Origin of the sequence: Streptomyces sp. NPDC002573, from assembly GCF_042889625.1 — a bacterium.
GTDB classification, from domain to species: Bacteria; Actinomycetota; Actinomycetes; order Streptomycetales; family Streptomycetaceae; genus Streptomyces; species Streptomyces gibsoniae.
Map to the genome: position 1 here is coordinate 119,901 of NZ_JBIARC010000017.1, position 26,356 is coordinate 146,256.

Sequence of the window (26,356 nt, forward strand, 5' to 3'; positions counted from 1 at the left end):
CCCAGGCTGAGGAGAAACACGACCATGAGACCCCAAGCACTGCTGCCCTGGTGCCTTTCCCTGGCGCTCGCCGTCCCGCTCGTCGGACTCACCCCCGCCTCCGCGCGGGCGGCCACCGACTACCAGGCCGAGGACGCCGTGATCTCGCAGGGCACCGTCGCCACCAACCACACCGGATACACCGGCACCGGCTTCGTCGACTACACCAACGTCAAGGGCTCCTACGTGGAGTTCAGCGTGAGCGCGAGCGCCGCCGGCACCTCGGCCCTCACCCTCCGCTTCGCCAACGGCAACTCCACCGACCGCCCCATGGACCTCTCCGTCAACGGCACGGTCGTCGCCTCCGCCGTCTCCTTCCCGGCCACCGCCGACTGGAACACCTGGGCGACCAAGACGGTCGACGTCCCGCTGACCGCGGGCACCAACAAGATCCGCGCGACCGCGACCACCGCCAACGGCGGACCCAACCTGGACCGCGTGAGTGTGGCAGCCGCCGCCGACACCCAGGCCCCGACCCGCCCCGGACAGCCCAGCTGCTCCGACATCGGCGAGGACGGCCTCACCCTCGCCTGGGGCGCCGCCACCGACAACGTGGGCGTGACGGCGTACGACCTCTACGAACACGGCAACAAGATCGCCGAGGCGCCGGGGAACGCGACCGGCAAGGCACTGACCGGACTCGCCCCGAACACCACCTACAACCTCACCGTCATCGCCCGGGACGCGGCCGGCAACACCTCCCCGGCCAGCCCCGTCGTCGACTGCACCACCAGGCCCAGCTCCGACACCACCCCGCCGACCAGGCCCGGCACCCTCGCGGTCTCCGGCGTCACCGCCAACAGCGCCGATCTGACCTGGGGCGCCTCGACGGACGACCGAGCGGTGACGGCGTACGACATCCGCAGCGGAACCACCGTCTACCAGACCGTCACCAGCGGCACATCGGCCACGCTCACCGGGCTGGCCTGCGACAGCCCGTACATCCTGAACGTCGTCGCGCGCGACGCGGCCGGCAACACCTCCGACCGGAGCAACTCGGTGGCCTTCACCACCAAGGCGTGCACGACGGACGGCGGGGTGCCCTCCTCCATCGCCACCCTGTCGACGGGCTGGACCATCCCCTGGGGCACCTACTGGATGCCCGACGGCAAGACCGCGCTGGTCACGGAGCGCGACGACTTCCGGGTCTGGAAGGTGACCAAGGACGGCATCCGGACGCAGGTCGGCACGGTCCCGAACGCCGTCACCACCAACGGCGAGGGCGGACTGCTCGGCGTCGCGGTCGACCCCAAGTGGGACACCAACCACCGCGTCTACTTCATGCACACGGCCGCCGAGGGCAACCGGGTCGTGCGCATGACCTACGACGGCACCACACTGTCCGACTACACGGTCCTGCTCCAGGGCATCAAGAAGAACCGTTACCACAACGGCGGCCGCCTCGCCTTCGGCCCCGACGGCTATCTCTACGTCTCCACCGGCGAGGCCCAGACACCCGACCTGGCCCAGGACAAGAACTCCCTGAACGGCAAGATCCTGCGGATGACGACCGACGGCAAACCGGCCCCCGGCAACCCCTTCGGGAACTACGTCTACAGCTATGGCCACCGCAATCCGCAGGGCCTCGCCTTCGACCGCAACGGCCGTCTTTGGGAGGCGGAGTTCGGCAACAGCTCCAAGGACGAGCTGAACCTCATCAAGCCGGGCGCCGACTACGGCTGGCCGACCTGCGAGGGCTCCTGCAACGTCGCCGGGATGACCAACCCCAAGGCCACCTGGAACGTCTCGGAGGCCTCCCCGAGCGGTATCGCCATCGTCCGCAACGTCGTCTACATGGCCTCTCTGCGCGGCGAGCGGCTGTGGCGGATCCCGATCAACGGCGACAAGGAGAGCGTGGGCACCCCCACCGCCTACTACGTCGGCACCTACGGCCGGCTGCGCACGGTCACCAAGGTGCCCGGCGCCGATCAGCTGTGGCTGTCCACGACCAACTGCGACAACAACGGAGGCGCGGCGGACGGCTCCGACAAGCTCTTCCGCGTGACGATCGACTGAGGTCCGTCCCCGCAGGGACCCGCGCCCACCAGCGACGACACGACCGGGCCGCCGCCTCCTCTGAGGCGGCGGCCTTCGTGTGCCGGGGCGCCGACACCCGCGGCGCACGGCCCCAGCGCGCCTTTCGTGCAGCGACGACGCGCCTTTCGTGCAGGAGCCGACAGGGCCATGACTCGCACACTCGGTGGCCAGGCAACGAGGCCTACCGACCGAGACGCGAAGGCGGAGCTCCATGCGGACGTTCGTCTACACATCCCATCCCTCGCGGGTGATCTTCGGCTCCGGCACCGTCGACCGGCTCCGTGAGGAGATCGAGCGGCTCGGCCGTCACCGGGTCCTGCTGCTGTGCGGCCCGGACCTCGCCCGGGCTTCCGCGAGGATTCGCGAGAGGCTCGGCGACCTGGTGGCGGCCGAGTTCACCGGGGCGGCGATGCACACCCCGGTGGAGGTGACCGAGCGGGCGCTCGCCGTTCTGCGCGAGGCGTCCGCCGACTGCCTGGTCGCCGTCGGCGGCGGATCGACGACGGGCCTGTCGAAGGCCCTGGCGCTGCGCACCGGACTGCCGCAGGTGATCCTCCCGACCACCTACGCAGGCTCCGAGGTGACCCCGGTGCTCGGCGAGACCCGGGACGGACAGAAGGTCACCCGGTCCTCGCCCGCGATCCTGCCCGGCACCGTGATCTACGACGTCGACCTCACGCTCGGCCTGCCGGTGCCCCTGTCGGTGACCAGTGGTGTCAACGCCCTCGCGCACGCCGTGGAGGCCCTGTACTCCGCCGACGCCAACCCGGTCACCGACGGCCAGGCCCTGGAGGCGATCTCCCGGATCGGGCGGGCGCTGCCCCGCCTCGCGGCCGACCCGGCCGACCGGGACGCGCGCGCCGATCTGCTCCAGGCGGCCTGGCTCGCCGGCACCTGCCTGGCCACGGTCGGGATGGGCCTGCACCACAAGCTCTGTCACACCCTGGGCGGCAGCTTCGGCCTTCCGCACGCCCAGACCCACACCGTGATCCTGCCGTACGCCATGGCCTACAACGCGCCCGCGGCCCCCGACGCGATGCGCAGGATCGCCGAGGCCCTCGGTGTGCCCGACGCCCCCGCCGGCGTGCACGACCTGGTCGCGTCCCTGGGCGGCCCGACTTCCCTGCGCGAGCTGGGCATGGCGGAGTCCGAGCCGGCCCGCGCGGCCGAGCTGGCCGCCGCGACGCCGTACCCGAATCCACGTGAGGTGACCGCCGAGGGCATCGCGGGCCTGCTGTCCGACGCCTGGCACGGACGCCGCCCGGCGGCCGGGCACACCGGCGCGGACCCCCGGCTGGCGCGGCTGACCGAGCAGGTCGTGGCGAGCTTCGCCGGCGCCCCCGACCCCCGGGTAGGCGCCCTGCTCGCCGATCTGGTCCGGCACCTCCACGCCTTCGTGACCGACAACGACCTCACCGAGTCCGAGTGGCAGTACGCGATCGACTTCCTCACCCGGACGGGACAGCTGTGCGGCCCCACCCGGCAGGAGTTCGTGCTGCTGTCCGACACCCTCGGCGTCTCCAGCGCGGTGGATCTGCTGACCAACTCCCGCACCCCGGACACCACTCCCTCCGCGGTCCTCGGCCCCTTCTACGTGGCGGGCCCGCCCGAGGTCCCGCACGGCAGCGACATCTCCGGCGGACTCGCCGGCACCCCGCTGTGGGTGGAGACCCAGGTGACGGACACGGCCGGCCGGCCCGTCAAGGACGCGGTCGTGGACGTATGGCAGTCCAACGAGGACGGGTTCTACGACGTGCAGCTCCCCGATCTCGACGGGCCGGTGCTGCGGGCCCGGCTGCGCACCGACGCCGAGGGACGGCTCACCTTCTGGTCGATCCTGCCCGCGGCGTACCCGATCCCGGACGACGGCCCCGTCGGGCAGATGCTCGCGGCGGTCGGCCGCCATCCCTACCGCGCGCCCCATCTGCACTTCATGATCGACGCGCCCGGCCATCGCAGGCTGGTCACCCAGCTGTTCGTGGCGGGCGGCGCGTACCTGGACGGCGACACCGTCTTCGGCGTCAAGGACGAACTCGTCGTCGACTACGCCCCGCAGACCGGACCCACCCCCGACGGCCGCCGTCTCGACGGCGAGTGGCGCCGTCTGTCCCACACCTTCCGTATCGCCCCGTCGGCCGAGTGACCGAGGAGTGCCTCTCATGACCCGCCCCCACACCGCCGAATCCGGCGGCTACGACACCGACGTCCTGGTCGTCGGCAGCGGCCCGGCTGGTGGCTCGGCCGCTCTGCTCCTGGCCACGTACGGCATCCGCACCCTGCTCGTGACGAAGTACGGCTGGCTGGCCAACACCCCGCGCGCGCACATCACCAACCAGCGCACCATGGAGGTGCTGCGCGACCTCGGCGTCGAGTCGGAGGCGCTGGCCGCCGGCAGCCCGTCCCACCTCATGGGCGACACGGTGCTGTGCACCGCGCTCGCGGGCGAGGAGATCGGACGGATCCGCAGCTGGGGCACGGGCCCCGCCTCGCTGACCGAGTACGGCTCCAAGAGCCCCTGCGACATGGTCGACCTGCCGCAGACCTATCTCGAACCGATCCTGGTGAGCAACGCGGCGGCCCGTGGCGCCAAGGTCCGCTTCGACACCGAGTTCCTGAGCTTCACCCAGGACGAGGACGGCGTCACCGCGCTCCTGCGCGACCGGATCCGGGGCGACGAGTTCACCGTGCGCGCCCGCTATCTGATCGGCGCGGACGGCGGTCGCAGCACCGTCGCCGAGCAGCTCGGCCTCCCGTTCGACGGCCAGATGGCCAAGGCGGGCAGCATGAACATCGTCTTCAAGGCCGATCTGAGCCGCTACTGCGCCCACCGCCCCAGTGTCCTGTACTGGGTGCTGCGGCCCGGCGCGGAGACGGGCGGCATCGGCATGGGCCTGGTCCGGATGGTCCGCCCCTGGAACGAGTGGCTGCTCGTGTGGGGCTACGACATCGACCAGCCTCAGCCGGAGGTGGACGAGGCGGAGGCGCGGCGGATCGTGCGCGATCTCATCGGTGACGCCGAACTCCCTGTGGAGATCGAGTCGATCTCGCTGTGGACCGTCAACCACAGCCACGCCTCGGTGTATTCGTCGGGCCGGGTGTTCTGCGCGGGCGACGCGGTGCACAGGCACCCGCCGTCCAACGGGCTCGGTTCCAACACCTCGGTGCAGGACTCCTACAACCTGGCCTGGAAGCTGGCCATGGTGATCCGCGGTGAGGCGGGACCCGCGCTGCTCGACAGCTACACGGCCGAACGCGCCCCCGTGGGGCGGCAGATCGTCGAGCGGGCGAATCTCAGCCGCGACCAGTTCGGCCCGATCTTCGACGTTCTCGGCGTCGGCGCCGGGGGCGACGCGGAGGCCATCGCCGAGGGCCTCGCGGCGGTGCGGGCCGCCACCGCGGAGGGCGCCAAGCGGCGGCAGTCGCTGGAGGAGGCCGTCCAGCTGAAGAACTACGAGTTCAACGCGCACGGTGTCGAGCTGAACCAGCGCTATGTCTCCGGGGCGGTCCTCGCGGACGGGAGCCCCGCCGAGACCGGGGATGACGATCCGGAGCTGGTGGCCCGGCCGACGAGCCGGCCCGGCGCCAAGGTGCCGCACGCCTGGCTCGTGGACGCCCGGGGCGAGCGGATCTCCACGCTCGACGTGGTCGGCAAGGGCGTCTTCACCGTGCTCACCGGTCTCACGGGCGGCGTCTGGGAGGCGGCGGCCGCCGCCTGCCGCGACGAACTCGGCGTGCCGCTGCGGTTCGTGCGGATCGGCGACGCCGACTGCCGTGACGCGTACGGCGAATGGCGCCGGGTCGGTGAGATCGCCGAGGACGGAGTGCTGTTGATACGGCCGGACGGCCATGTGGCCTGGCGCCGCACCGACGCCCCCGGCACCGAGGACACGGCCCGGCAGGAGCTGACCGACGCCCTGAGCCGGGTGCTGGGGCGGTAGGAGAGACGATGGACAAGCAGATGGCGTCGGCCGCGGAGGCCCTGGCGGACGTGGTGGACGGACAGTCCTTCGCCGTCGGAGGCTTCGGGCTGAGCGGGGTGCCCGAGGTTCTCATCGGCGCCCTGTACGAGTCGGGGGCACGTGACCTCTCGGTCGTGTCCAACAACTGCGGTGTGGACGGGCGCGGTCTCGGCGTCCTGCTCGCCGCGGGCCGGATCGCCCGGGTGACGGGCTCGTACATCGGGGACAACAAGGAGTTCGCCCGGCAGTACCTCGGGGGTGAGCTGGAGGTCGAGCTGATCCCCCAGGGCACGCTGGCCGAACGGCTGCGAGCGGGCGGCTGCGGGATCCCGGCCTTTTACACCCCGGCCGGGGTGGGCACGCTCGTCGAGCAGGGCGGCCTGCCCTGGCGGTACGGAGCGGACGGATCTGTCGCGGTGGCCTCGCCGCCCAAGGAGGTCCGTGACTTCGACGGCGTCGAGTACGTCATGGAGCGGGCCATCACCACCGACTACGCGCTGGTCAGGGCCGCCCGGGGCGACCGTCACGGCAATCTCGTCCTCCATCGCGCGGCGCGCAACTTCAACCCGCTCGCCGCGATGGCCGGCCGGATCACCGTGGCCGAGGTGGAGGAGCTGGTCGAGCCCGGAGAGCTGGATCCCGACGAGGTGCATGTGCCCGGAGTGTTCGTGCAGCGGGTCGTGGCGCTGACGCCGCAGCAGGCGGCGGACAAGGCGATCGAGAAGAGGACGGTGCGCGAGCGATGAGACGGCGTCATCCATGGTCCCCGGGAAAGGCGGTGCGCAGGTCATGAGCTGGATCAGAGAGCAGATGGCCGCGCGGGCCGCGCAGGAGCTGCGGGACGGCGACTACGTCAACCTCGGCATCGGACTGCCCACACTGGTGGCAGAGTTCCTGCCGTCGGGCGTCGATGTCGTCCTGCACTCGGAGAACGGGCTGCTCGGGGTCGGACCGTATCCGGCCCCGGACGAGGTCGACCCCGACCTGATCAACGCGGGGAAGGAGACGGTGACCGTCCGTGCGGGGGCGTCCTTCTTCGACTCCTCGCTCTCTTTCGGCATGATCCGCGGCGGCCACATCGACACGGCCGTCCTCGGCGCGCTGCAGGTGTCGGAGCGGGGCGACCTGGCCAACTGGGCGGTCCCCGGGAAGATGATCAGGGGCATGGGCGGCGCGATGGACCTCGTCCACGGGGCGCGCCGGGTCGTGGTGCTGATGGAGCACTCGGCCCGGGACGGGAGCCCCAAGATCGTCCAGGAGTGCACGCTGCCGCTGACGGGACGGGCGTGCGTGGACCGGATCATCACCGATCTGTGCGTCCTCGATGTGACCCCGTCCGGCCTCGAACTGGTCGAGACCGCCCCCGGAGTGACGGTGGATCAGGTGCTCGAACGGACACCCGTCGCCGTCCGCCACCAGCGCAAGGAGCAACGATGATCGAGCGACCGCGTGACGTCTACGTCGTCGACGCCGTCCGCACCCCCGTCGGCCGCTACGGCGGTGCCCTGTCCGGCGTACGCCCCGACGACCTCGCCGCCGGAGTGGTGCGCGCCCTCGTCGACCGCAGCCCAGGCCTGGACCCGGCCCGCATCGACGACGTGCTGCTCGGCAACGCCAACGGCGCCGGCGAGGAGAACCGCGACGTGGCCCGCATGGCCGTACTGCTGGCCGGGCTGCCGGTGAGCGTGCCCGGGGCCACCGTCAACCGGCTCTGCGGCTCGGGCATGGAGGCCGTCGTCCAGGCGGCCCGTGCCGTCGCCCTCGGCGACGCGTCCGTCGTGGTCGCGGGCGGCGTCGAGTCCATGAGCCGCGCGCCCTGGGTGCTGCCCAAGCCCGAGCGGGCCTTTCCCGCACGGGACCAGCAGCTGTACTCGACCACCCTCGGCTGGCGCATGGTCAACCCGAGGATGCCGCGCGAGTGGACCATCCCGCTCGGGGAGAGCGCGGAACTGGTGGGTGCCAAGCACGGCATCACCCGCGAGGAGCAGGACGCCTTCGCGCTCGCCAGCCACCGCAACGCCGCCCGCGCCTGGCGCGAGGGCCTCTACGACGGGGAGGTCGTGCCCGTCGAGGGGGTGGACCTGCCACGCGACGAGAACATCCGTGACACCACCTCGGCGGAGGCGCTCGCGGCGCTGAAGCCGGCGTTCATCGCGGACGGCACCATCACCGCCGGCAACTCCTCGCCGTTGAACGACGGAGCGGCCGCGCTGCTGCTCGCCGACGAGGACGGACTCGCCGCGATCGGCCGCGAGCCGCTGGCCCGGGTACGGACGGCGGCGGTCACCGGGATCGATCCCCGGTACTTCGGACTCGGCCCGGTGGACGCCATCCGCAAGGCGCTCGACAAGGCGGACGTCGCCGCGTCCGCGCTGCACACGATCGAGCTCAACGAGGCGTACGCGGCCCAGGCGCTGGCATGTCTGGCGGCGCTGCCGGAACTCGACCCGTCGGTCGTCAACCCGCGTGGCGGCGCCATCGCCATCGGTCATCCGCTGGGCGCCTCGGGTGCCCGTATCGCGGGCGCGGTGGCCCACCAGCTGGCCGCGGCGGGCTCCGGGACGGGGCTGGCGGCGCTGTGCATCGGTGTCGGTCAGGGGCTGGCGCTGGTCCTGGAGCGCTGACCCGGTTGTCGCGGGTGCGGCCGCGTCAGGCGGCCGCGCGCCGCACCGCGGCCGGGGTCGTCCCCAGCCGGGCGCGCATCACCCGGGTCAGATGCTCCTGGTGGGTGAACCCGCAGTCGGCGGCGATCTGCCCGATCGGCCAGGTCGCGGTGCGCAGCATCCGGCACGCCTGCTCCAGGCGCAGCCGCAGGAGGTACTGATGCGGGGACTGTCCCGTGCTGGCCCGGAACTGCCGGGTGAACTGGCTGCGGCTGAGCGAGGCCGCGGCGGCCAGGTCCGCGATCGGCAGCGGTTCGGCGAGCCGCTCCCGCATGAGGTCCCGCACGGCCGACAGCTGCCGCTCCGACAGTCCCGACGGCACGGCCGGCGGCTCGGCCGGGCGCGCGGCGTGGCACCGTACGAGTTGTGCGGCGAGCATGCCCGTCAGATGGTCCACATAGGTCCGGGCGGACGGCTCCCAGCGCCGCACGGCCCCGTCGAGTGCGAGCACGAGCTGCTCGGTGAGCGGATCGGTGGCCCCGAGCTCCTCGGACAGCTCCACGGGACGGCCGTCATTGGCCTCCCGCAGCGCCTGGTCCGCCAGATACGCGTGCACCGTGTCGAGCCGGCCGTCGAGCTCGACGGAGAGCGTCCGGCCGGCCGGCTGGAGAAACAGCCCGCCGGTGGGGATCTTCCCGGAGCGTGCCGTGGCTCCGCGTCCCCGGCGTACCGTGACGGGCCCGCTGAGGTGCAGGATCACCAGATGAGTGGGGGCGGGCTCGAAGTCCGCGCGATAGGACAGCTCCTCCTGGGACGACACGTACAGCCGCTCCCAGCCGAGCCCGGCGCTGCTGCCCCGGGGCCGCACCCCGGGCTGCCGGAGGATCCCCGCCGTGTCGGCGAGTCCCAGTTCCGCCATGGTGCGACCTCCTCGCGCCCCCTCGGTTGATTGAACATTAAATCACGATGGGGTGAACGCGTCGAGGGCCGCGACGGCCGGGCTCAGCTCCGGTACAGCGCCTCCACCTCGATCTCGTACGCCTTCTCGATCGCCTTGCGCTTCAGCTTCAGCGAGGGAGTCAGCAGCCCGTGCTCCTCGGTGAACTGGTGCGCGAGGATACGGAAGGTGCGGATCGACTCGGCCTGCGAGACCAGCGTGTTCGCCGCCACCACCGCCCGCCGCACCTCGGTCTCCAGATCGGGGTCGCGCACCAGCTGGGCCGGGGTGAGCCGCGGTTTGCCGCGCATCCCGAGCCAGTGCTCCACGGCCTCGGAGTCGAGGGTGACCAGCGCGGCGACGTAGGGGCGGTCGTTGCCCACGACGATGCACTGCGCGACCAGCGGATGATCCCGTACCCGCTCCTCCAGCGGCCCCGGCGAGACACTCTTGCCGCCGGAGGTCACCAGGATCTCCTTCTTGCGCCCGGTGATGGTGAGAAAGCCGTCCTCGTCCAGCAGGCCCAGGTCACCAGTGGCGAGCCAGCCGTCGTGCAGGGACTCGTCCGTTGCCTTCTGGTTGTTGAGATAGCCCTGGAAGACATGGCCGCCGTGCAGCCAGATCTCGCCGTCGTCCGCGATGTGCACCGTGGTGCCGGGGATGGCCTGGCCCACCGTGCCGTAGCGGGTGCGCCCGGGCGGATTCGCGGTCGCGGCCGCCGTCGTCTCCGTGAGCCCGTAGCCCTCGTAGATCTGCACGCCCGCGCCCGCGAAGAACAGCCCGAGCCGGCGGTCCATCGCCGAGCCGCCGGACATGGCGTGCCGCACCCGGCCGCCCATCGCCGCACGGATCTTGGCGTAGACGACCTTGTCGAAGAACTGGTGCTGCATCCGCAGGCCCGCCGAGGGGCCGGGGCCTACGCCCCACGCCTTCGCCTCGATCGCGTCCGCGTACTTCACGGCGACCTCGACCGCCTTCTCGAAGGGCCCGGAGCGGCCCTCCTTCTCGGCCTTGCGGCGGGCCGCGTTGAAGACCTTCTCGAAGATGTAGGGCACGGCCAGGAAGAACGTCGGCTTGAACGCGGCCAGGTCGGGCAGCAGCGCCGCCGCGTTCAGCTGGGGCTGATGGCCGAACTTGACCCTGCCGCGGAAGGCCGCCACCTGCACCATCCGCCCGAAGACATGCGCGAGCGGCAGGAACAGCAGGGTGGCCGCCTCATCGCCCCGGCGGGAGCGGAAGACCGGCTCAAAGCGCTCGATGACCGTGTCGGCCTCGAACATGAAGTTGCCGTGCGAGATCACACAGCCCTTGGGGCGGCCGGTGGTGCCGGAGGTGTAGATGATGGTCGCCGTGGTCTCGGGGGTGACCGCCTGCCGGTGCCGGTGCACCACCTCGTCCTCGAGATGGGCGCCCGCGTCGTACAGCCCCTGCAGGGCGCCGGCGTCCAGCTGCCACAGGCGGTGCAGGCGCGGAAGGCGGTCGATGACGGTCGCGATGGTCATCGCGTGGTCCTCGTGCTCCACCATCGCGGCCGTCACCTCGGCGTCGTGCAGCATCCAGAACACCTGCTCCGCCGACGAGGTGGGATAGACCGGCACCACCTCGGCGCCGATGGTCCACAGCGCGAAGTCGAACAGCGTCCACTCGTAGCGGGTACGGCACATGATCGCGACCCGGTCCCCGAATCGGATCCCCTCGGCCAGCAGACCCTTCGCCAGGGCGAGGACCTCGTCCCGGAACTCGGCGGCGGTCACATCCCGCCAGTGCCCCTCCGCGTCCTTGCGTCCGAGGGCGATACGGAGCGGATCTTCCTGGGCATACTCGAAGACGACGTCGGCCAGACCGCCCACCGGCGGCGTCGACGCCGACGGAGGGTTGGTGAACTCGCGCAATCCCCGCTCCTTGTGGCGCTCCGCACAGCGCCGTGAAAGCTACCTGAGAGCCCGGCGGGGCGGGAGGGGGTCGGAAACCAGTGGGCAGGGCGCAAATCGCTCAGGTCAGCCCCGGAAAATATGTACAGAACGGTAAGGAGAGGACGAAATTCCTTACGGCGTCGTAGTCACCGGCCTGGCAATCTCCACGGAATCTGTACGACGCGATTACCGCCCCGCACACCCTACTCGCCAGTAGCGCGAGGGGTTGAACCGGGGTCCGCGATCATCCGGCTGCTCGGCCCCGCTGTGCCGCTGTCTTCCTCAGCGTGCGCGGCATTGCTTCTGTCACCCCGCTAGCGGCGGTGCAGCCGGTCGCCGCTCGCCAGGATCGCCGCCGCGAGCGCCCGGGCCGTGTGCTGCGCCGCCCCCGGCCGCTCACCCTCGACCAGAACGAAGTCGATCTCCCCCAGGTCCGGCAGGCCCGCCCGCTCCGGCACCCGCACCAGCCCCGGCGGAACCAGCCCCCGGGAGTGCGCCATCACACCGAGACCGGCCCGGGCCGCCGCGATCAGACCGTTGAGACTGCCGCTCGTGCAGGCGATGCGCCAGGCACGCCCCTGCTTCTCCAGCGCCTCGAGGGCACGAGCCCGGGTGATGCCCGGCGGCGGATAGACGATCAGCGGCACCGGGCGGTCGGGGTCCAGCCGCAGGCGTTCCCCGCCGATCCACACCAGCCGGTCGTGCCAGACTAGCTGGCCGCGCGGATCCTGGGGGCGCCGCTTGGCCAGCACCAGATCGAGCCGGCCCGCCGCGAGCAGCTCGTGCAGGGTGCCCGACAGCTCGACCGTCAGCTCCAGGTCCACCTCGGGATGGTCATAGCGGAAGCGCTCCAGGATCTCCGGCAGCCGGGTCAGCACGAAGTCCTCCGAGGCGCCGAACCGCAGCCGGCCCCGCAGCCGGGTGCCGGTGAAGAACGCCGTGGCCTGCTCGTGCACCTCCAGGATCCGGCGTGCGAAGCCGAGCATCGCCTCGCCGTCCTCCGTCAGCTGGACCGAGTGCGTGTCCCGGGCGAACAGCGGGCGCCCGGTCGCGTCCTCCAGCCGCCGCACATGCTGGCTCACCGTGGACTGGCGCAGCCCGAGCCGCCGGGCGGCCTGGGTGAAGCTCAGCGTCTGGGCCACCGCCAGGAAGGTGCGCAGGTGGGCAGGGTCGTACACGCCTTCGAGATTATCGTGAAACGCGATGACAGTCAGAGCGGTGTATGGGATTCCCGATCGGTCGGTGCAGGTGGACGATGGGGAGGGCACGACCGTGTCCGACCCCGGATGTACAGCGAACGTAAGTGGAGCACCGTGAAACGCCTGCGATGGCCGCGTTGGATGCCTGTCGATCCCTACATCGTCCTGCTGCTGGGGACCGTGGGGCTCGCGGCTCTCGTCCCGGCACGGGGCATGGCCGCGCACGTCGTCTCCGGTGGCTCCACGGCCGCCATCGCCTTCCTCTTCTTCCTGTACGGCGCCCGGCTCTCCACCCAGGAGGCGCTGGCCGGACTCAGGCACTGGCGTCTTCACGGCACCGTGCTGGCCTGCACATTCGTCGTCTTCCCACTGCTCGGCCTCGCCGCCCGCGGCCTGGTGCCGGTGCTGCTGACACACAGTCTCTACACCGGTCTGCTCTTCCTCACCCTGGTCCCGTCGACCATCCAGTCGTCGATCGCCTTCACCTCGATCGCCCGGGGCAATGTGCCCGCCGCGATCTCCGCGGGCTCCTTCTCCTCCCTCGCCGGGATCGTGATCACCCCGCTGCTCGCGGCGGTGCTGCTCGGCAACAGCGGCGGCGGGTTCTCCGCGGACTCGCTCGTCACGATCGTGCTCCAGCTGCTGGTGCCGTTCGTCGCGGGGCAGCTGCTGCGGCGCTGGGTCGGCGGCTTCATCACCCGGCACAAGAAGGTGCTCGGGCTCGTCGACCGCGGCTCGATCCTGCTGGTCGTCTACACCGCGTTCAGCGAGGGCATGGTCCAGGGCATCTGGCACCAGGTCAGCCCGCTCACGCTGGGCGGGCTGCTCGTGGTCGAGGCGGCCCTGCTCGCCGTGATGCTCGTCCTGACCTGGTACGGCAGCCGGGCGCTGGGCTTCAGCCGGGAGGACCGGATCGCGATCCAGTTCGCCGGGTCCAAGAAGTCCCTCGCCTCCGGGCTGCCCATGGCGAGTGTCCTGTTCGGCGCGCACGCCTCCCTGGCCGTGCTCCCGCTGATGCTCTTCCACCAGATGCAGCTCATGGTGTGCGCGGTGATCGCCAAACGGCGGGCGCGCGACCCCGAGCGGCCGGCGGTCAGCCCCGGGACAGCCGCAGCGCCACGAACCGCGGTCGGTACAGGGACACGTTCCGGCTGAGGTTCGTCTGCGCCGCGGCTCCTGTCGCGTCCAGCCAGTTGACGTCGTAGCTGAGCACCAGCCTGCCGTCACCGCTCAGCTCCGGATGTGCCTGCGGGTTGTACGCGGCCACCTCGCCCGGGGGGAGCGGCGCACGCAGCCCCCGCCCCGGCCCGTGCCAGGGGCCGGTAGGTGCGCACGCCCAGTAGGAGGTGACCGTGGTCAGCCCCGGGGTGCCGGCGGCCATGGTGAACAGCACATAGGTCCCCTGGTCGCGGACCACCGTGAACGCGCTGGCCACCCCGGTGCCGCGCCCGTCGCCCAGCACGGCCCCGAGCCGTGGCCGGGACGTCCAGGCCGAGCCGTTCCAGTACTGCCAGGCCGTGAGGTCGGCCAGCCGGCCGCGCTCCACCCGGGCCAGATAAGCCCGGGAGGCGGGGCGTCCGGCGGCCCAGGCGTCGTCGCCGCCGAAGACGTATGTCCACGTCCCGTCGGCCGTCGTCGTCGTGCCGAACAGCACGCGCCGGGACGGGTCGGGTGTCCCTCGCTGGTCGAGGATCCGCACGACGCTCTCGACCCGCAGGTCAGGCAGGGACAGCGTGGCGACCTCGGTGGCGGCGGGGACGCCGTAGATCCAGGGGTAGGTGCCGGTCGTCCGGGTCCACAGCAGGACCCGGACGACCCGCTCGGCGGAGCCGGGGGAGCGGGGCTCTACCTGTGCCGCCACCGGCCAGCGCCACTGACCGGGCCCCGGGTCGGGGAACAGCGGCGCGGGCAGCGTGCGCTCCAGCCGGCCCGCGCGGGACATCACGACCGCGGAGTTGCGCACCAGCGGCGTCGAGACGTCCCGCCAGGCGTACGACTCGCCGACCGGGTTGGGCGGGCCGTGCACCGGGCCCAGATAGGTGTCCGAAAACAGCCACAACACCCGTCCGTCCGGCAGCCGCACCGAGTGGGTGCCGTCGCCGCCGGTCCAGTCGTCCGTGCGCGCGGGGTCGTCGCCGTACCGGGTGAACTCGGTGTCCAGCGCGGTGTCGGCCGTCCAGGCGGCGGGCGTGCGCGGGGTGCAGCCGCCGCCCTCCCGGTCGTGGTGCGGGAGGGCGGTGAGCAGCACGGCCGCGCAGACCAGGGCCAGGACCAGGCCGAGCCCGGTCCCGGCCCGCCGTCGTGCCGTGGTGTCGTCGGGCACGCCGGGGACGTTAGTGGCTGCCGCTCACCCGGTCCATGGGCAGCCACAGCACCGTGTCCCGGGCGGAGACCGGGGCGCCGGTGCGCAGCGCGGTGATCTCGTCGTCGCCGAGCGCGCGGTCGTAGACCCGTACGTCGTCGATCGCGCCGGTGAAGAAGGCCCGGCTGTCCATCCGCTGGCCGATGTGCACCCCGAAGGGGGAGTTGCGGCTCACGGAACCGGGCACGTCCGCGCTGCTCAGCTCGGTGTCGTCGATGAACAGCGTGAGTCGGCCGCCGCCTCGGCGCAGCGCCAGATGGTGCCACTGGCCGTCGTTGTACGCGCCGGACGTGCGCACATACGCGGACTGCGGGGCCGAGGCGCCGTCGCGGACGGTGATCAGGCCCTGGATGCGGTTCGAGGCGGGCTCGCCGCGCAGCCACACCTGCGGTTGCGAGGTGCCGATGCCGCCCATCCAGAGCAGGGGCTGCTCACCGGCCGTCGCCGTGTACCGGAACCACAGCGAGGCGGTGAAGTCCTTGCTGCCGAGCGGAAGCTGCTGCTGGTACGGCAGGCGTACGGCGTCGTCGGTGCCGTCGAACTCCAGAGCGCCGCCGAACACGCCGTCCGTCTGCCGCGCGCCGCCCAGGACCGCGGCCGGCCGGGTGCCCGGAGCCCGGTCGGAGGTGGTCGGGTCGGGGCCGCGGCGCGGTTGCAGCCAGTCCTCGGTGAAGCGGGCGAAGCGGATCTCGTCCCGCGCGTCGACCGCGCCGCCCTCGTAGAGGAGCCCCACGGTGTCCCCGTCGGCGCGGACCAGGTCCGAGTAGCCGGACCAGTCCGTGGTGACGACGGTGCCGCGGTCCACGCTGTCCCAGGTGCGTCCGCCGTCGTAGGAGGAGCGGATCATCATCGTCCGGCGGCGGTCGGGGTCGCCGGGGCAGGCCAGCAGGATGCGGTCGCCGATACGCAGCATCGAGCCCTGCACCTGGGGTGCGTACAGGTCCGGCAGATCGCGGAAGGGGGCGACGAAGCTGCTGCCGCCGTCGCGGCTGACGGCCTGGGTGCGATGGCCGAGGTCCGTGCCGTCCTGCTCGCGTCCGCTGACCAGGATCGAGCCGTCCTCACGTTCGACGAGGGTGAGTTCGGAGGGCTTCTGGCGGTACGTGCCGTCGTCCGCGATCGGCCAGGAGTCGGTGGCGCCGATGTGCCAGTGGTCGCCGCCGTCGTCACTGGTGATGAGCGCGGCGTGGTTCGCGGTGACCCGACTGCCGTTCCAGGTCTCGGTGTTGACGCCGAAGACCAGTCGGCCCGTGTGCCGTCCGCGGGTGAGCTGGATGCCGTGCACGGGCCCGGTGGCGTACCAGGAGTTCCAGTCCGGGGGCAGGATCTGCGGGCTCAGATCCCGCGGCGCCGACCAGCTCAGCCCGTCGTCGTCGCTGTACTGCAGATGGGGGGTCCGGTCGCAGGGCACCGAGCAGCTCGCGCTGTCCGTACGGCCGGTGTTGTAGGTCTCGGCGAGCAGGATGCGGCCCGTCCCGCGGTCCACGATGGGGGCCGGGTTGCCGTGGGTGTCCCCGGCGCCCTCGTTGACGACCTGCAACGGGCCCCAGGTGCGGCCGCCGTCGGTGGAGCGCTTGACCACGATGTCGATGTCGGCCGCGTCACCGCAGTTGAGCACCCGGCCCTCGGCGAAGGCGAGCAGGGTGCCCTTCTTCGTCTTCACGACGGCCGGGATGCGGAAGCAGGCGTAGCCGGAATCCTGGGAGGCCCTGAAGAGCACCTGTTGTTCGAAACGGCCCTCGCTCCGGGCCGGTTGCGCACCCGCCGGGCTCGGCAGTGCGAGCAGCGCGGCGGCGGTGAGGACGGCGGTCAGGGTCGATCTGAGTCGTGCACGGAGACTTGACGGCATGGTGCGGCCCGCCCTTCATGCGTCTGGACATACTGAACGTCCTATGTCCAACGTGCGGGCCACAGACGGTACTTGGGGTCTCAATGACCCCACAAGAACCGTGCAGGACCCATGTTCCCCGGCCGGGGCGGGGGAACCGTCGAGGCGGTCAGGGGCGCAGCACCACCTTGCCGAGGTTCTCGCGCGACTCGATCACCGCGTGCGCCTTCGCCGCCTCCTCCAGCGGGAACTCCCCGTGGACGACAGGTCGCAGCGCCCCCTCGTCGAACAGCCGCCACAGCTCCCGCCGCCACCGCTCGTACAACTCCGGCCGCCCGCGGGCGATCCGCGCCATCTGGAACCCGGTCACGGTCTTCGCGCCCAGCAGCAGGTCGTACGCCTGAAGGGTGCCGCCGCCCGAGCTGTACACCACGAGCCGTCCGCCCGGGGCCACGGCGTCCAGGGCCGGGGTGAGCGGGGCGCCGCCGACCGCGTCCAGGGCGTAGTCGACGGGTTCTCCCCAGTCGGGGGCGTCGTAGGTGACCACTTGGTCGGCGCCGAGCGAACGTACGAACTCCGCCTTTCCGGCGCCCGACACCGCGCCCACGACGCGGGACGCGCCGCGTGTCCGGGCCAGTTGGACCGCGAGATGGCCGACGCCGCTCGCGGCCCCCGTGATCAGCGCCGACTCGCCCGGCTTCGGGCGGGCCGCGGTCAGCGCCCCGAGCGCGACCAGTCCGCTGCGGACCAGGGCGACGGCGTCGACAGCCGTCGCGTGGTCCGGTACGGGGGAGACCATGGTCTCGTGCAGCACGGCGAAGTCGGCGTACCCGTGCCCGAAGCACAGTCCCGTCACGCGGTCACCGGCCCGGAAGCGGGTGACGCCGTCGCCGGCCGCCACCACCTCGCCCGCGATCTCCCCGCCGAGCGGGATCGGCTCGGCGGCCTCGGTGACCTTGCGCACGACCGGCAGGGTGACCCCCACGGCCTCGCAGCGCACAACGAGTTCGCCAGACCCCGCCGAGGGCACCGGGGCCTCCTCGACGAACAGGGGGCCGTGGGTGGATTCATAGCGGACGCGGCGCATCGCACCTCCGTGGGTCGTTGGTGACCCCAACGGTATCCCATTTCATTGGGGATCCCAACGATTTTTCGCTACGCTGCCGCCATGGCCGCCGAACCTCCCCTCACCGCGATCCGCTCCCTCCCGAGCTGGCTCCTCGGCCGCGCCGCCGCCCGCGGCCGTGCCCTGGTGGCCGAGGCGCTCGCCGCCGAAGGCCTGAAGATGTGGCACCACGTGGTGCTCTCGGCCGTCCGCGACCTCGCCCCGGTCGCCCAGGCCGACCTCGGCCGCGGTATCGGTCTCGACCCCAAGGACCTGGTCGGCATCCTCAACGACCTTCAGTCCGCGGGGCTCGTGGTACGCGCGCCGGATCCCAGGGACCGGCGCAAGAACGCCGTGTCGCTCACCCCGGACGGCGGACGGCTCCTGGACCGCTGCGAGAAGGCCGCTCACCAGGCCAACGACACCCTGCTCGCCCCGCTCTCGGCGGACGAGCGCGACCGTTTCATGGATCTGCTGATCCGGATCTCGGGCACGGAGGGCTGATGGCGGCTAACGTTCCGTCATGACCGCACCTCTCACGCTCGATCCCGCGCGCACCGCGCTTGTGCTCGTCGATCTGATGGACCGCATCGTCGCGCTGCCCCTGGAGCCCCGTAAGGGCACCGAAGTCCTGTACGCCGCCGAGGAGTTGGCGCAGACGTTTCGCGCGGCCGGCGCCCTCGTCGTGCTCATCCGCGTCGAACGTCCCTCGGTCGCCGAACAGCCGCCCGGCAGCGGACTGGCGGACGGCCTGCTCAGGGACGGCGACCTGGAGGTGGTGAAGGGGACGATCGGCGGCTTCCAGGGCACCCGTCTCGACGAGCACCTGCGGGAACGGGGCGTCACCACCCTGGTGTTCGGCGGAATCGCCACCAACCTGGGGGTGGAGTCCACCGCCCGCGCCGCCGCCGACCTCGGCTACGCCCTCGTCTTCGCCGAGGACGCCATGGCCGCGTTCACCACCGCCGAGCACGAGGCGTCGGTCCGGCTCGACTTCCCGCGCCTGGGGTCGGTCGTGACGGCCTCGCAGGTGCGCCTGGCCGCCGGGTGACCGGCCGGGCCCCGCCGCCCGCGCAGGCACGGCCGTCAGACCAGCAGACCGCCGCCGTCCACGACCACCATCGAGCCGGTGCTGTAGCCGCCGCGCATCAGATACAGATACGCCTCCGCGACATCCTCCGGCGTCCCCACCCGCCCCACCGGGAGCGAGGCGGTGGCGCCCTCGAAGAGCGCGTCCCGGTCCTCCCCGGTCATCTCCCGCCACAGTTCGGTGCGGACCAGACCGGGGGAGACCACGTTCACCCGGACCGGGGCGAGCTCCAGGGCCAGCGCCCGCGTGAGCGACTCCATCGCGCCGCACAGGCTCGCGGCCACGGTCGTGCCGGGCAGCGGCCTGCGCCCCGCGGTCCCCGTGGTCAGCACCACGGAACCGCCCTGGCGGATCCGGGGCGCCCCGTGCTTGACGGCCGTGTACGCGCCCCACAAGGTCCTCCTCGCCTGGGAGGCGAGCCGCCGCTCACCCCTGATCGCGGCGTTCGCGCGGGTCGCCCAGGTCGCCCAGGAACGGGGCTGAGAGCTCCGAACAGAATGGGCGCCCCATTCTGTTCGGAGCTCTGAGACGGGGCCCCTGCGGCGCAGGGGGCGCGCCCCGCCGGTCGGGGCCCCGCCACCGTGCCGCGGGGAGCCGGTCTCAGCCCTGGGCGGCCGCGGTCCGCAGGGTGATGCGGTCCTCGCCCGCGTACACGTTCATGGAGCTGCCCCGCAGAAAACCCACCAGCGTCAGCCCCGTCTCCGCGGCCAGGTCGACCGCCAGCGACGAGGGCGCTGAGACCGCCGCCAGCACCGGGATGCCCGCCATCACGGCCTTCTGCGCCAGCTCGAAGGAGGCCCGGCCGGAGACCAGCAGCAGGGTCCGGGACAGGGGCAGGTCCCCGTTCTGCAGGGCGCGCCCGACCAGTTTGTCGACCGCGTTGTGCCGGCCCACGTCCTCCCGGATGTCGAGCAGCTCCCCTTCCTCGGTGAACAGGGCCGCCGCGTGCAACCCCCCGGTCCGGTCGAAGACCCGCTGGGCGGCCCGCAGCCGGTCGGGGAGGCTCGCCAGCAGCTCCGGGTCCACCCGGACCAGGGGGTTGTCGGCGATGGGCCAGCGAGCCGTCGTACGGACCGCGTCCAGGCTCGCCTTGCCGCACAGACCGCACGACGAGGTCGTGTAGACATTGCGTTCGAGGGTGATGTCGGGGATGACCACGCCTGGCGCGGTCTGCACGTCCACCACGTTGTAGGTGTTCGATCCGTCGACGGTCGCCCCGGCGCAGTAGACGATGTTGCGCACGTCGTCAGCCGCGCCGAGCACCCCCTCGCTGACCAGGAATCCGGCCGCGAGCGCGAAGTCGTCGCCCGGGGTGCGCATGGTGATCGCGAGCGGTTTGCCGTTGAGCCTGATCTCCAGTGGCTCCTCCGCGACGAGCGTGTCCGGGCGGGCGGAGACCGCGCCGTCCCGGATGCGGATCACCTTGCGTCGTTCCGTGACTCGTCCCATGTTCTGATCAGCCCCGGTTCTGTACGTGCTGGTAGCCGAAACGGCCCTTGATGCAGAGGTTGCCGTGGGTCACCGGGTTGTCGTGCGGGGAGGTGACCTTCACGATCTCATTGTCCTGCACGTGCAGGGTGAGATTGCAGCCCACACCGCAGTACGCGCACACGGTCGTCGTACGCGTCTGCGCCGACTCGTCCCAGGTACCCGCGGCGCGCCGGCCGAACTCCGACTTGAAGGACAGCGCCCCGGTGGGGCACACCTCGATGCAGTTGCCGCAGTACACACACGCCGACCCGGTCAGCGGACCGTCGTGCTCGACGGCGATACGGGCGTCGAAGCCGCGCCCGGACACGGCGATCGCGAAGGTGTTGTGCCACTGCTCGCCGCAGGCGTCCACGCACTTGCAGCACAGGATGCACTTGTCGTAGTCGCGCACGTACAGTTCGTTGTCGATCCGCGGCTGCTCGCCCAGCCGGGCCGCGTCCGGGCCGAAGCGGTCCGGCTCCGCGCCGTACTCCGTCAGCCACTCGGCGGCCCTCGGGGTCGTCGACAGATCGACCGAGGACGCGAGGAGCTCCAGCACCAGCCTGCGGCTGTGCCGCACGCGCTCGGTGTCGGTCCCGACCTCCATACCGGGCTCCGCCCTGCGCGAGCAGGCCGGCACGAGGGTGCGCGCGCCCTCGACCTCGACGACACACACCCGGCAGGCGTTCTTCGGGGTGAGCGTGTCGCCCTGGCACAGGGTAGGGACGTCCTTCCCGGCATCCCGGCAGGCGTCCAGGATCGTCGAGCCCTCGCGCACCCTGACCGTCTGCCCGTCGAGGGTGAACTCGACCAGCCGGCGCGGCACTCCGAGCGGAATCGCGGTCATTCGTAGGCCCCCAGACGGTCGACGGCGGATTCCACGGCGTTCCACGCGGTCTGTCCGAGACCGCAGATCGAGGCGTCCCGCAGGGCCCGGCCCACCTCCCTGAGCAGCGCGATGTCCTCGGCGGCCGCCGCGCCCGTACGCTCCACGATCCGCTGGAGCGCCTCCTGCTGCCGCACGGTCCCCACCCGGCAGGGCACGCACTGTCCGCACGACTCGTCGCGGAAGAACTCGGCGATCCGCAGCAGCAGCCGGGGGAGCGGCACGGTGTCGTCGAACGCCATGACGACACCCGAGCCGAGCGTGGTCCCGGCTCGGCGGGTGCCTTCGAAGGTGAGCGGGATGCCCGTCTCGTCGGGGCGTACGAAGCCGCCGGCCGCGCCGCCCAGCAGCACGGCCCGCAGCCCCGGCCGAACCCCGGCCAGTGCCAGCAACTCGCCGAGGGTGACGCCGAAGGGCACCTCGTAGACGCCCGGTCGCGCGACGCTCCCCGAGACGCAGTACAGCTTGGGGCCGGTGGAGTGCTCCGTCCCGATCGCCGCGTAGGCCTGCGCGCCCTGCGTCAGGATCGGCAGGACGTTGACCAGCGTCTCCACGTTGTTCTCGACGGTGGGTCTGCCGAACAGCCCCTTCTCCACCGGGAACGGCGGCTTGCTGCGCGGCTCGCCCCGGTAGCCCTCGATGGAGTTGAACAGGGCGGTCTCCTCACCGCAGATGTACGCGCCCGCGCCCCGGCGGATCTCGATGTCGAAGGCGTACCCCTGACCGAGGACGTCGTCGCCGAGCAGACCCCGTGCGCGTGCCTGGGCGATCGCGTGCTCCAGCCGCTGAAGCGCGCGCGGGTACTCGCCGCGCAGATAGATCCAGCCCCGGTGCGCACCGATCGCATAGCCCGCGATCGTCATCGCCTCCACCAGCGCGTACGGGTCACCCTCCATGATCAGGCGGTCCTTGAAGGTGCCCGGCTCGGACTCGTCGGCGTTGCACACCAGATGATGCGGGCGCTCGGGCTGGGACGCCGTGGCCTGCCACTTGCGGCCGGTGGGGAAGGCGGCGCCGCCGCGCCCGACCAGACCCGAGTCGCTCACCTCGCGGATCACCCCAGTCGGGCCCAGCGCGAAGGCCCGGCGCAGGGCCGTGTAGCCGCCGTGGGCGCGGTAGTCGTCCAGCGAGGCCGGGTCGACGACGCCGACCCGGCGCAGCAGGACCAGCGAGGGGTCGCCGGCCTGCGGAACCGCCCGCTGCGCCGGAGGTTCTTCGGGCGCCGAGTCGGGGGCGCTCGCGGCGAGCACCGCGGCCTCCACCGTCGCCGGCGCCGACACCGCCGTACGGACCGGATCGCCGGCCCTGATCGCGAGCGCCGCCGGAGCGTGCTCGCACAGGCCGAGACACGCGCTCCGCTCGACGCCGGCACCGCTGCCCGGCCCGAGCCGGGCCTCGATCCCCGCGCACAGCGCGTCCGCCCCGGCGGCCGTGCAGGCGAGGTCGGTGCAGACGTGGAGCACGGTCGCGGGCCGGGGCGAGACCGAGAACATGGGGATGGTGCCCATGTCGCCGCCGCCCTGCACGTTGTTCTGGCCGCGCAGGGGCTGCAGGCCCGAGCCGTAGCGGCCGACATGTCCGGTCAGCAGGGACAGGTTGATCAGCGCGCGGACGTTGTCGGTGCCGTTGTGGTGCTCGGTGATGCCGAGGGTCCAGCACAGCTGGGCGCGCTCGGCGCGGGCGTAGGCGTGCGCCAGCTCGCGAATGGCGCGGGCCGGTACGCCCGTCACCTTCTCGGCGAGCGACAGCGTCCACGGCTCGACCAGCGCGCGGTACTCCTCGAAGCCGGAGGTCGCCCGCTCGACGAACGCGTCGTTGACCAGCCCCGCGTGGGTGATCTCGCGGCCGATCGCGTGCGCCATCGGGATGTCGGTGCCGACGTTCAGCCCGAGCCAGCTCTCCGCCCACTCGGCGGTCGTGGTGCGGCGCGGGTCGACCGCGTACATCCGGGCGCCGTTCCTGATCCCCTTCAGCACGTGCTGGAAGAAGATCGGGTGCGCGAAGCGGGCGTTGGAGCCCCACATCACGATGACGTCGGTGTGCTCGATCTCCTACAGTACGGGGCTTGCCTCGGCAAGAGTCCGCGCACGCCCACCGCCCGCCCCCGACCGTTCGCCGCACCCCGCATACCGTTCACCGCATACGGTCGACGCGACGGGTTCTCAACTCCCTTTCCACTGCCTACCGTTCGAGCCCATGAGCCCTCCCGTAGCACCCCCGGGATGGAGCCGCTGGCTGGTGCCGCCCGCCGCTCTGTCCGTCCACCTCTCCATCGGTCAGGCGTACGCCTGGAGCGTGTTCAAGCCGCCCTTGGAATCCGCGCTCCACCTCAACGGCACCGAAAGCGCCCTGCCGTTCCAGCTCGCCATCGTCATGCTCGGCCTGTCCGCCGCGTTCGGCGGCACCCTCGTCGAACGCAAGGGGCCCCGCTGGGCGATGACCGTGGCCCTCGTCTGCTTCTCCTCCGGCTTTCTGATCTCCGCGCTCGGTGCGGCGAGCGAGCAGTACTGGCTGATCGTCCTCGGCTACGGGTTCGTCGGCGGCATCGGCCTCGGCATCGGCTACATCTCGCCGGTCTCCACGCTGATCAAGTGGTTCCCGGACCGGCCCGGCATGGCCACCGGCATCGCCATCATGGGCTTCGGCGGCGGCGCGCTCATCGCCTCGCCCTGGTCGGCGCAGATGCTCCAGTCCTTCGGATCCGACCACTCCGGGATCGCGCTCGCCTTCCTGGTGCACGGGCTCGCGTACGTCGTCTTCATGTCGCTGGGCGTCCTGCTGGTGCGGGTGCCGCGCACCGAGCAGCCCGTGGCGGACGGGCCGAACGTCGTCGACGGGGTGCAGGTCTCCGCCCGGAGCGCCGTGCGCACCCCCCAGTTCTGGTGCCTGTGGGTCGTCCTCTGTATGAACGTGACCGCCGGCATCGGCATCCTGGAGAAGGCCGCCCCCATGATCACGGACTTCTTCGCGGACACCTCGACGCCCGTGTCGGTCTCCGCGGCCGCGGGCTTCGTGGCCCTGCTGTCGGCGGCGAACATGGCGGGCCGCATCGGCTGGTCCTCGGCCTCCGACCTGATCGGCCGCAAGAACATCTACCGCGTCTACCTGGGCGTCGGCGCGCTGATGTACCTGCTCATCGCGTCCTTCGGCGACTCGTCCAAGCCCTTGTTCGTCCTCTGCGCGCTGGTGATCCTCTCCTTCTACGGCGGCGGCTTCGCGACCGTCCCCGCCTATCTGAAGGACCTCTTCGGGCCCTACCAGGTGGGGGCGATCCACGGCCGGCTGCTCACCGCCTGGTCGACCGCGGGAGTCCTCGGGCCGCTGATCGTGAACTGGATCGCGGACCACCAGAAGGCGGCCGGGAAGCACGGCCCGGATCTCTACGGCCTGTCTTTCATGATCATGATCGGTCTGCTCGTGATCGGGTTCATCGCCAACGAGCTGGTCCGGCCCGTCCACCCCCGCCACCACCTCTCCGTACCGAAGGAGGCCGCCGATGGCCGGCGAGAGCAGCCCGCCTGAGCGGCGGATCCTGACCGTCCTCGCCTGGCTGTGGGTGGGGGCACCCCTGTGCTACGGCCTGTACGAGCTGGTCCTGAAGGCGAAGCAACTGTTCACCGGGTGAGCCGGTGGAGGAGCCCCGGGCGGCCGTGCCGTGGATGCTCGGCCGTCCGAGGGTCTGCGGGAAGCCGACAACACGGACGCGCCATTCCTGTCGCTTCACCTGCCGTCGTACCCGTGAGTCACTGATCAGACTGGTGGATCCCGCTACCCACGGCAACGGAGGGGACCCACCCATGCACGGCTCACGCATCGCCGCCGTCGGCCACTACCAGCCCGCCAAGGTGCTCACCAACGAGGACCTGGCGGGCATGGTCGACACCAGCGACGAGTGGATCAGATCACGGGTGGGCATCCGCACACGCCACATCGCGGGCCCCGGCGAGCCCGTCGACGAGCTGGCCGCGCACGCCGCCGCCAAGGCGCTCGCGGCGGCGGGGCTGGCCCCCGGCGACATCGACCTGGTGCTGGTCGCCACCTCCACCGCCGTCGACCGCTCGCCGAACATGGCCGCCCGTGTCGCCGCACGCCTCGGCATCCCGCAGCCGGCCGCGATGGACATCAACGTCGTCTGCGCGGGCTTCACCCACGCCCTCGCCACCGCCGACCACACCGTGCGCGCGGGCGCGGCCACCCGGGCGCTCGTCATCGGCGCCGACAAGATGTCCGCCGTGACGGACTGGACCGACCGTACGACCTGTGTGCTGGTCGGGGACGGCGCCGGAGCCGCCGTGGTCGAGGCGTGCCCCCCGGGCGCCGATACCGGGATCGGGCCGGTGCTGTGGGGTTCGGTGCCCGGCATGGGGCACGCGGTGCGCATCGAGGGCACGCCGCCGCGGTTCGCGCAGGAGGGGCAGAGCGTGTACCGCTGGGCCACCACCCAGCTGCCGCCCATCGCCCGGCAGGTCTGCGAACGGGCCGGCACCGCTCCCGAGGACCTCGCCGCGGTCGTGCTGCACCAGGCGAACCTGCGCATCATCGAGCCGCTCGCCGAGAAGCTCGGCGCGGTCAACGCGGTCGTCGCCCGCGATGTCTCCGAGTCCGGCAACACCTCGGCGGCCAGCATTCCGCTCGCCCTGTCCAAGCTCGTGGAACGCGGGGAGATCTCCTCGGGGGACCGGGTGCTCCTCTTCGGCTTCGGCGGAAACCTGTCGTACGCGGGCCAGGTCGTCCTGTGTCCGTGAGCGGTCCCGGGTCTCGGTGACCCGTTGCCGCGTGTCCAGGCCCGTCCCGCGGGGCGATGCGTCGCGCCGCGGCCGTCGTACGACAAGGACCGATTCGCCCCCTGTCACGCTCCCTGCGCGCCGTAGACTGTAGACGAAAGACAATCCATACTGGCTTTCCCGGCTACCGCGCCGTCGTTGCCC

At 71.9% G+C, this 26,356-nt stretch carries 22 protein-coding genes; 12 read left to right on the forward strand and 10 right to left on the reverse strand.

Annotated features, from left to right (window positions below):
• The first annotated feature begins 24 nt into the window (after nucleotides 1–24).
• The 6 genes from ACFYX0_RS18465 to ACFYX0_RS18490 all read left to right on the forward strand — a co-directional run bounded on the left by ACFYX0_RS18465 (nucleotide 25) and on the right by ACFYX0_RS18490 (nucleotide 8,659).
• On the forward strand, nucleotides 25–2,055 hold the full coding sequence (locus ACFYX0_RS18465; protein WP_388971393.1) for a PQQ-dependent sugar dehydrogenase: 2,031 nt from the start codon (nucleotides 25–27) through the stop codon (nucleotides 2,053–2,055).
• Between the two features lie 232 nt (nucleotides 2,056–2,287).
• A complete protein-coding gene (locus ACFYX0_RS18470) occupies nucleotides 2,288–4,219 on the forward strand; it encodes a maleylacetate reductase and hydroxyquinol 1,2-dioxygenase domain-containing protein (RefSeq protein WP_388971395.1) in 1,932 nt (643 codons plus the stop codon).
• Between the two features lie 16 nt (nucleotides 4,220–4,235).
• The gene (locus tag ACFYX0_RS18475) at nucleotides 4,236–6,014 is read left to right on the forward strand and encodes an FAD-dependent oxidoreductase (RefSeq protein ID WP_388971397.1); all 1,779 of its coding nucleotides are present in this window, start codon (nucleotides 4,236–4,238) and stop codon (nucleotides 6,012–6,014) included.
• A gap of 8 nt (nucleotides 6,015–6,022) precedes the next feature.
• Complete coding sequence (locus tag ACFYX0_RS18480; RefSeq protein WP_355911913.1) at nucleotides 6,023–6,781, forward strand: CoA transferase subunit A; 759 nt, start codon at nucleotides 6,023–6,025, stop codon at nucleotides 6,779–6,781.
• 43 nt (nucleotides 6,782–6,824) lie between these two features.
• A complete protein-coding gene (locus tag ACFYX0_RS18485; RefSeq protein ID WP_388971399.1) occupies nucleotides 6,825–7,472 on the forward strand; it encodes a CoA transferase subunit B in 648 nt (215 codons plus the stop codon).
• Nucleotides 7,469–8,659: a thiolase family protein gene (locus ACFYX0_RS18490; RefSeq protein ID WP_388971401.1), complete on the forward strand. Its 1,191-nt coding sequence runs from the start codon at nucleotides 7,469–7,471 to the stop codon at nucleotides 8,657–8,659. The genes ACFYX0_RS18485 and ACFYX0_RS18490 overlap by 4 nt, the downstream gene beginning before the upstream one ends.
• Before the next feature lie 25 nt (nucleotides 8,660–8,684).
• Here the strand turns inward: ACFYX0_RS18490 and ACFYX0_RS18495 are convergent, their stop codons facing one another.
• The 3 genes from ACFYX0_RS18495 to ACFYX0_RS18505 all read right to left on the reverse strand — a co-directional run bounded on the left by ACFYX0_RS18495 (nucleotide 8,685) and on the right by ACFYX0_RS18505 (nucleotide 12,666).
• Nucleotides 8,685–9,557, reverse strand: a complete 873-nt coding sequence (locus tag ACFYX0_RS18495) for a helix-turn-helix domain-containing protein (RefSeq protein ID WP_388971403.1) — start codon at nucleotides 9,555–9,557, stop codon at nucleotides 8,685–8,687.
• An 83-nt stretch (nucleotides 9,558–9,640) separates the two neighbouring features.
• Complete coding sequence (locus ACFYX0_RS18500) at nucleotides 9,641–11,467, reverse strand: AMP-dependent synthetase/ligase (protein WP_388971405.1); 1,827 nt, start codon at nucleotides 11,465–11,467, stop codon at nucleotides 9,641–9,643.
• 335 nt (nucleotides 11,468–11,802) lie between these two features.
• Nucleotides 11,803–12,666, reverse strand: coding sequence for a LysR substrate-binding domain-containing protein (locus tag ACFYX0_RS18505; RefSeq protein ID WP_388971407.1), 864 nt, complete (start codon nucleotides 12,664–12,666; stop codon nucleotides 11,803–11,805).
• A gap of 135 nt (nucleotides 12,667–12,801) precedes the next feature.
• On the opposite strand from ACFYX0_RS18505, the gene ACFYX0_RS18510 reads away from it, so the two are divergent.
• Entirely contained in the window at nucleotides 12,802–13,842 is a 1,041-nt protein-coding gene (locus tag ACFYX0_RS18510; protein WP_388971409.1) for a bile acid:sodium symporter family protein, read from the forward strand.
• Here ACFYX0_RS18510 and ACFYX0_RS18515 read toward each other — a convergent pair.
• The 3 genes from ACFYX0_RS18515 to ACFYX0_RS18525 form a co-directional block, all read right to left on the reverse strand.
• Entirely contained in the window at nucleotides 13,781–15,010 is a 1,230-nt protein-coding gene (locus tag ACFYX0_RS18515; protein ID WP_388971411.1) for a hypothetical protein, read from the reverse strand. The two genes, ACFYX0_RS18510 and ACFYX0_RS18515, sit on opposite strands and share 62 nt — an antisense overlap.
• A 10-nt stretch (nucleotides 15,011–15,020) precedes the next feature.
• A complete protein-coding gene (locus ACFYX0_RS18520; RefSeq protein ID WP_388971413.1) occupies nucleotides 15,021–16,898 on the reverse strand; it encodes an exo-alpha-sialidase in 1,878 nt (625 codons plus the stop codon).
• Nucleotides 16,899–17,046: 148 nt separating this feature from the next.
• Complete coding sequence (locus tag ACFYX0_RS18525; RefSeq protein ID WP_388971415.1) at nucleotides 17,047–17,964, reverse strand: zinc-binding alcohol dehydrogenase family protein; 918 nt, start codon at nucleotides 17,962–17,964, stop codon at nucleotides 17,047–17,049.
• An 81-nt stretch (nucleotides 17,965–18,045) separates the two neighbouring features.
• Between ACFYX0_RS18525 and ACFYX0_RS18530 the strand changes: the two genes are divergently transcribed.
• On the forward strand, nucleotides 18,046–18,486 hold the full coding sequence (locus ACFYX0_RS18530) for a MarR family winged helix-turn-helix transcriptional regulator (protein WP_388971418.1): 441 nt from the start codon (nucleotides 18,046–18,048) through the stop codon (nucleotides 18,484–18,486).
• 19 nt (nucleotides 18,487–18,505) lie between these two features.
• The gene (locus ACFYX0_RS18535; RefSeq protein WP_388971420.1) at nucleotides 18,506–19,033 is read left to right on the forward strand and encodes an isochorismatase family protein; all 528 of its coding nucleotides are present in this window, start codon (nucleotides 18,506–18,508) and stop codon (nucleotides 19,031–19,033) included.
• A 35-nt stretch (nucleotides 19,034–19,068) separates the two neighbouring features.
• Here the strand turns inward: ACFYX0_RS18535 and ACFYX0_RS18540 are convergent, their stop codons facing one another.
• From ACFYX0_RS18540 to ACFYX0_RS18555, 4 genes are all read right to left on the reverse strand, one after another.
• Nucleotides 19,069–19,407, reverse strand: coding sequence for an SDR family oxidoreductase (locus tag ACFYX0_RS18540; RefSeq protein ID WP_388971422.1), 339 nt, complete (start codon nucleotides 19,405–19,407; stop codon nucleotides 19,069–19,071).
• 265 nt (nucleotides 19,408–19,672) lie between these two features.
• Nucleotides 19,673–20,521 (reverse strand): formate dehydrogenase accessory sulfurtransferase FdhD, encoded by an 849-nt coding sequence (gene fdhD / locus ACFYX0_RS18545; protein ID WP_355911955.1) that lies wholly within the window; start codon nucleotides 20,519–20,521, stop codon nucleotides 19,673–19,675.
• A 7-nt stretch (nucleotides 20,522–20,528) separates the two neighbouring features.
• Nucleotides 20,529–21,389, reverse strand: a complete 861-nt coding sequence (locus ACFYX0_RS18550) for a 2Fe-2S iron-sulfur cluster-binding protein (protein ID WP_388971424.1) — start codon at nucleotides 21,387–21,389, stop codon at nucleotides 20,529–20,531.
• A complete protein-coding gene (locus tag ACFYX0_RS18555) occupies nucleotides 21,386–23,476 on the reverse strand; it encodes an NADH-ubiquinone oxidoreductase-F iron-sulfur binding region domain-containing protein (RefSeq protein ID WP_388971447.1) in 2,091 nt (696 codons plus the stop codon). The genes ACFYX0_RS18550 and ACFYX0_RS18555 overlap by 4 nt, the downstream gene beginning before the upstream one ends.
• Nucleotides 23,477–23,624: 148 nt before the next feature.
• On the opposite strand from ACFYX0_RS18555, the gene ACFYX0_RS18560 reads away from it, so the two are divergent.
• The 3 genes from ACFYX0_RS18560 (at nucleotide 23,625) to ACFYX0_RS18570 (ending at nucleotide 26,173) form a co-directional block, all read left to right on the forward strand.
• The gene (locus ACFYX0_RS18560) at nucleotides 23,625–24,950 is read left to right on the forward strand and encodes an OFA family MFS transporter (RefSeq protein WP_388971427.1); all 1,326 of its coding nucleotides are present in this window, start codon (nucleotides 23,625–23,627) and stop codon (nucleotides 24,948–24,950) included.
• Nucleotides 24,925–25,053 carry a hypothetical protein gene (locus ACFYX0_RS18565; protein WP_388971429.1) on the forward strand — a complete coding sequence of 43 codons (129 nt, stop codon included), beginning with the start codon at nucleotides 24,925–24,927 and terminating at the stop codon, nucleotides 25,051–25,053. The genes ACFYX0_RS18560 and ACFYX0_RS18565 overlap by 26 nt, the downstream gene beginning before the upstream one ends.
• Before the next feature lie 172 nt (nucleotides 25,054–25,225).
• Nucleotides 25,226–26,173 carry a beta-ketoacyl-ACP synthase III gene (locus ACFYX0_RS18570; RefSeq protein WP_388971431.1) on the forward strand — a complete coding sequence of 316 codons (948 nt, stop codon included), beginning with the start codon at nucleotides 25,226–25,228 and terminating at the stop codon, nucleotides 26,171–26,173.
• Nucleotides 26,174–26,356 lie beyond the last annotated feature (183 nt).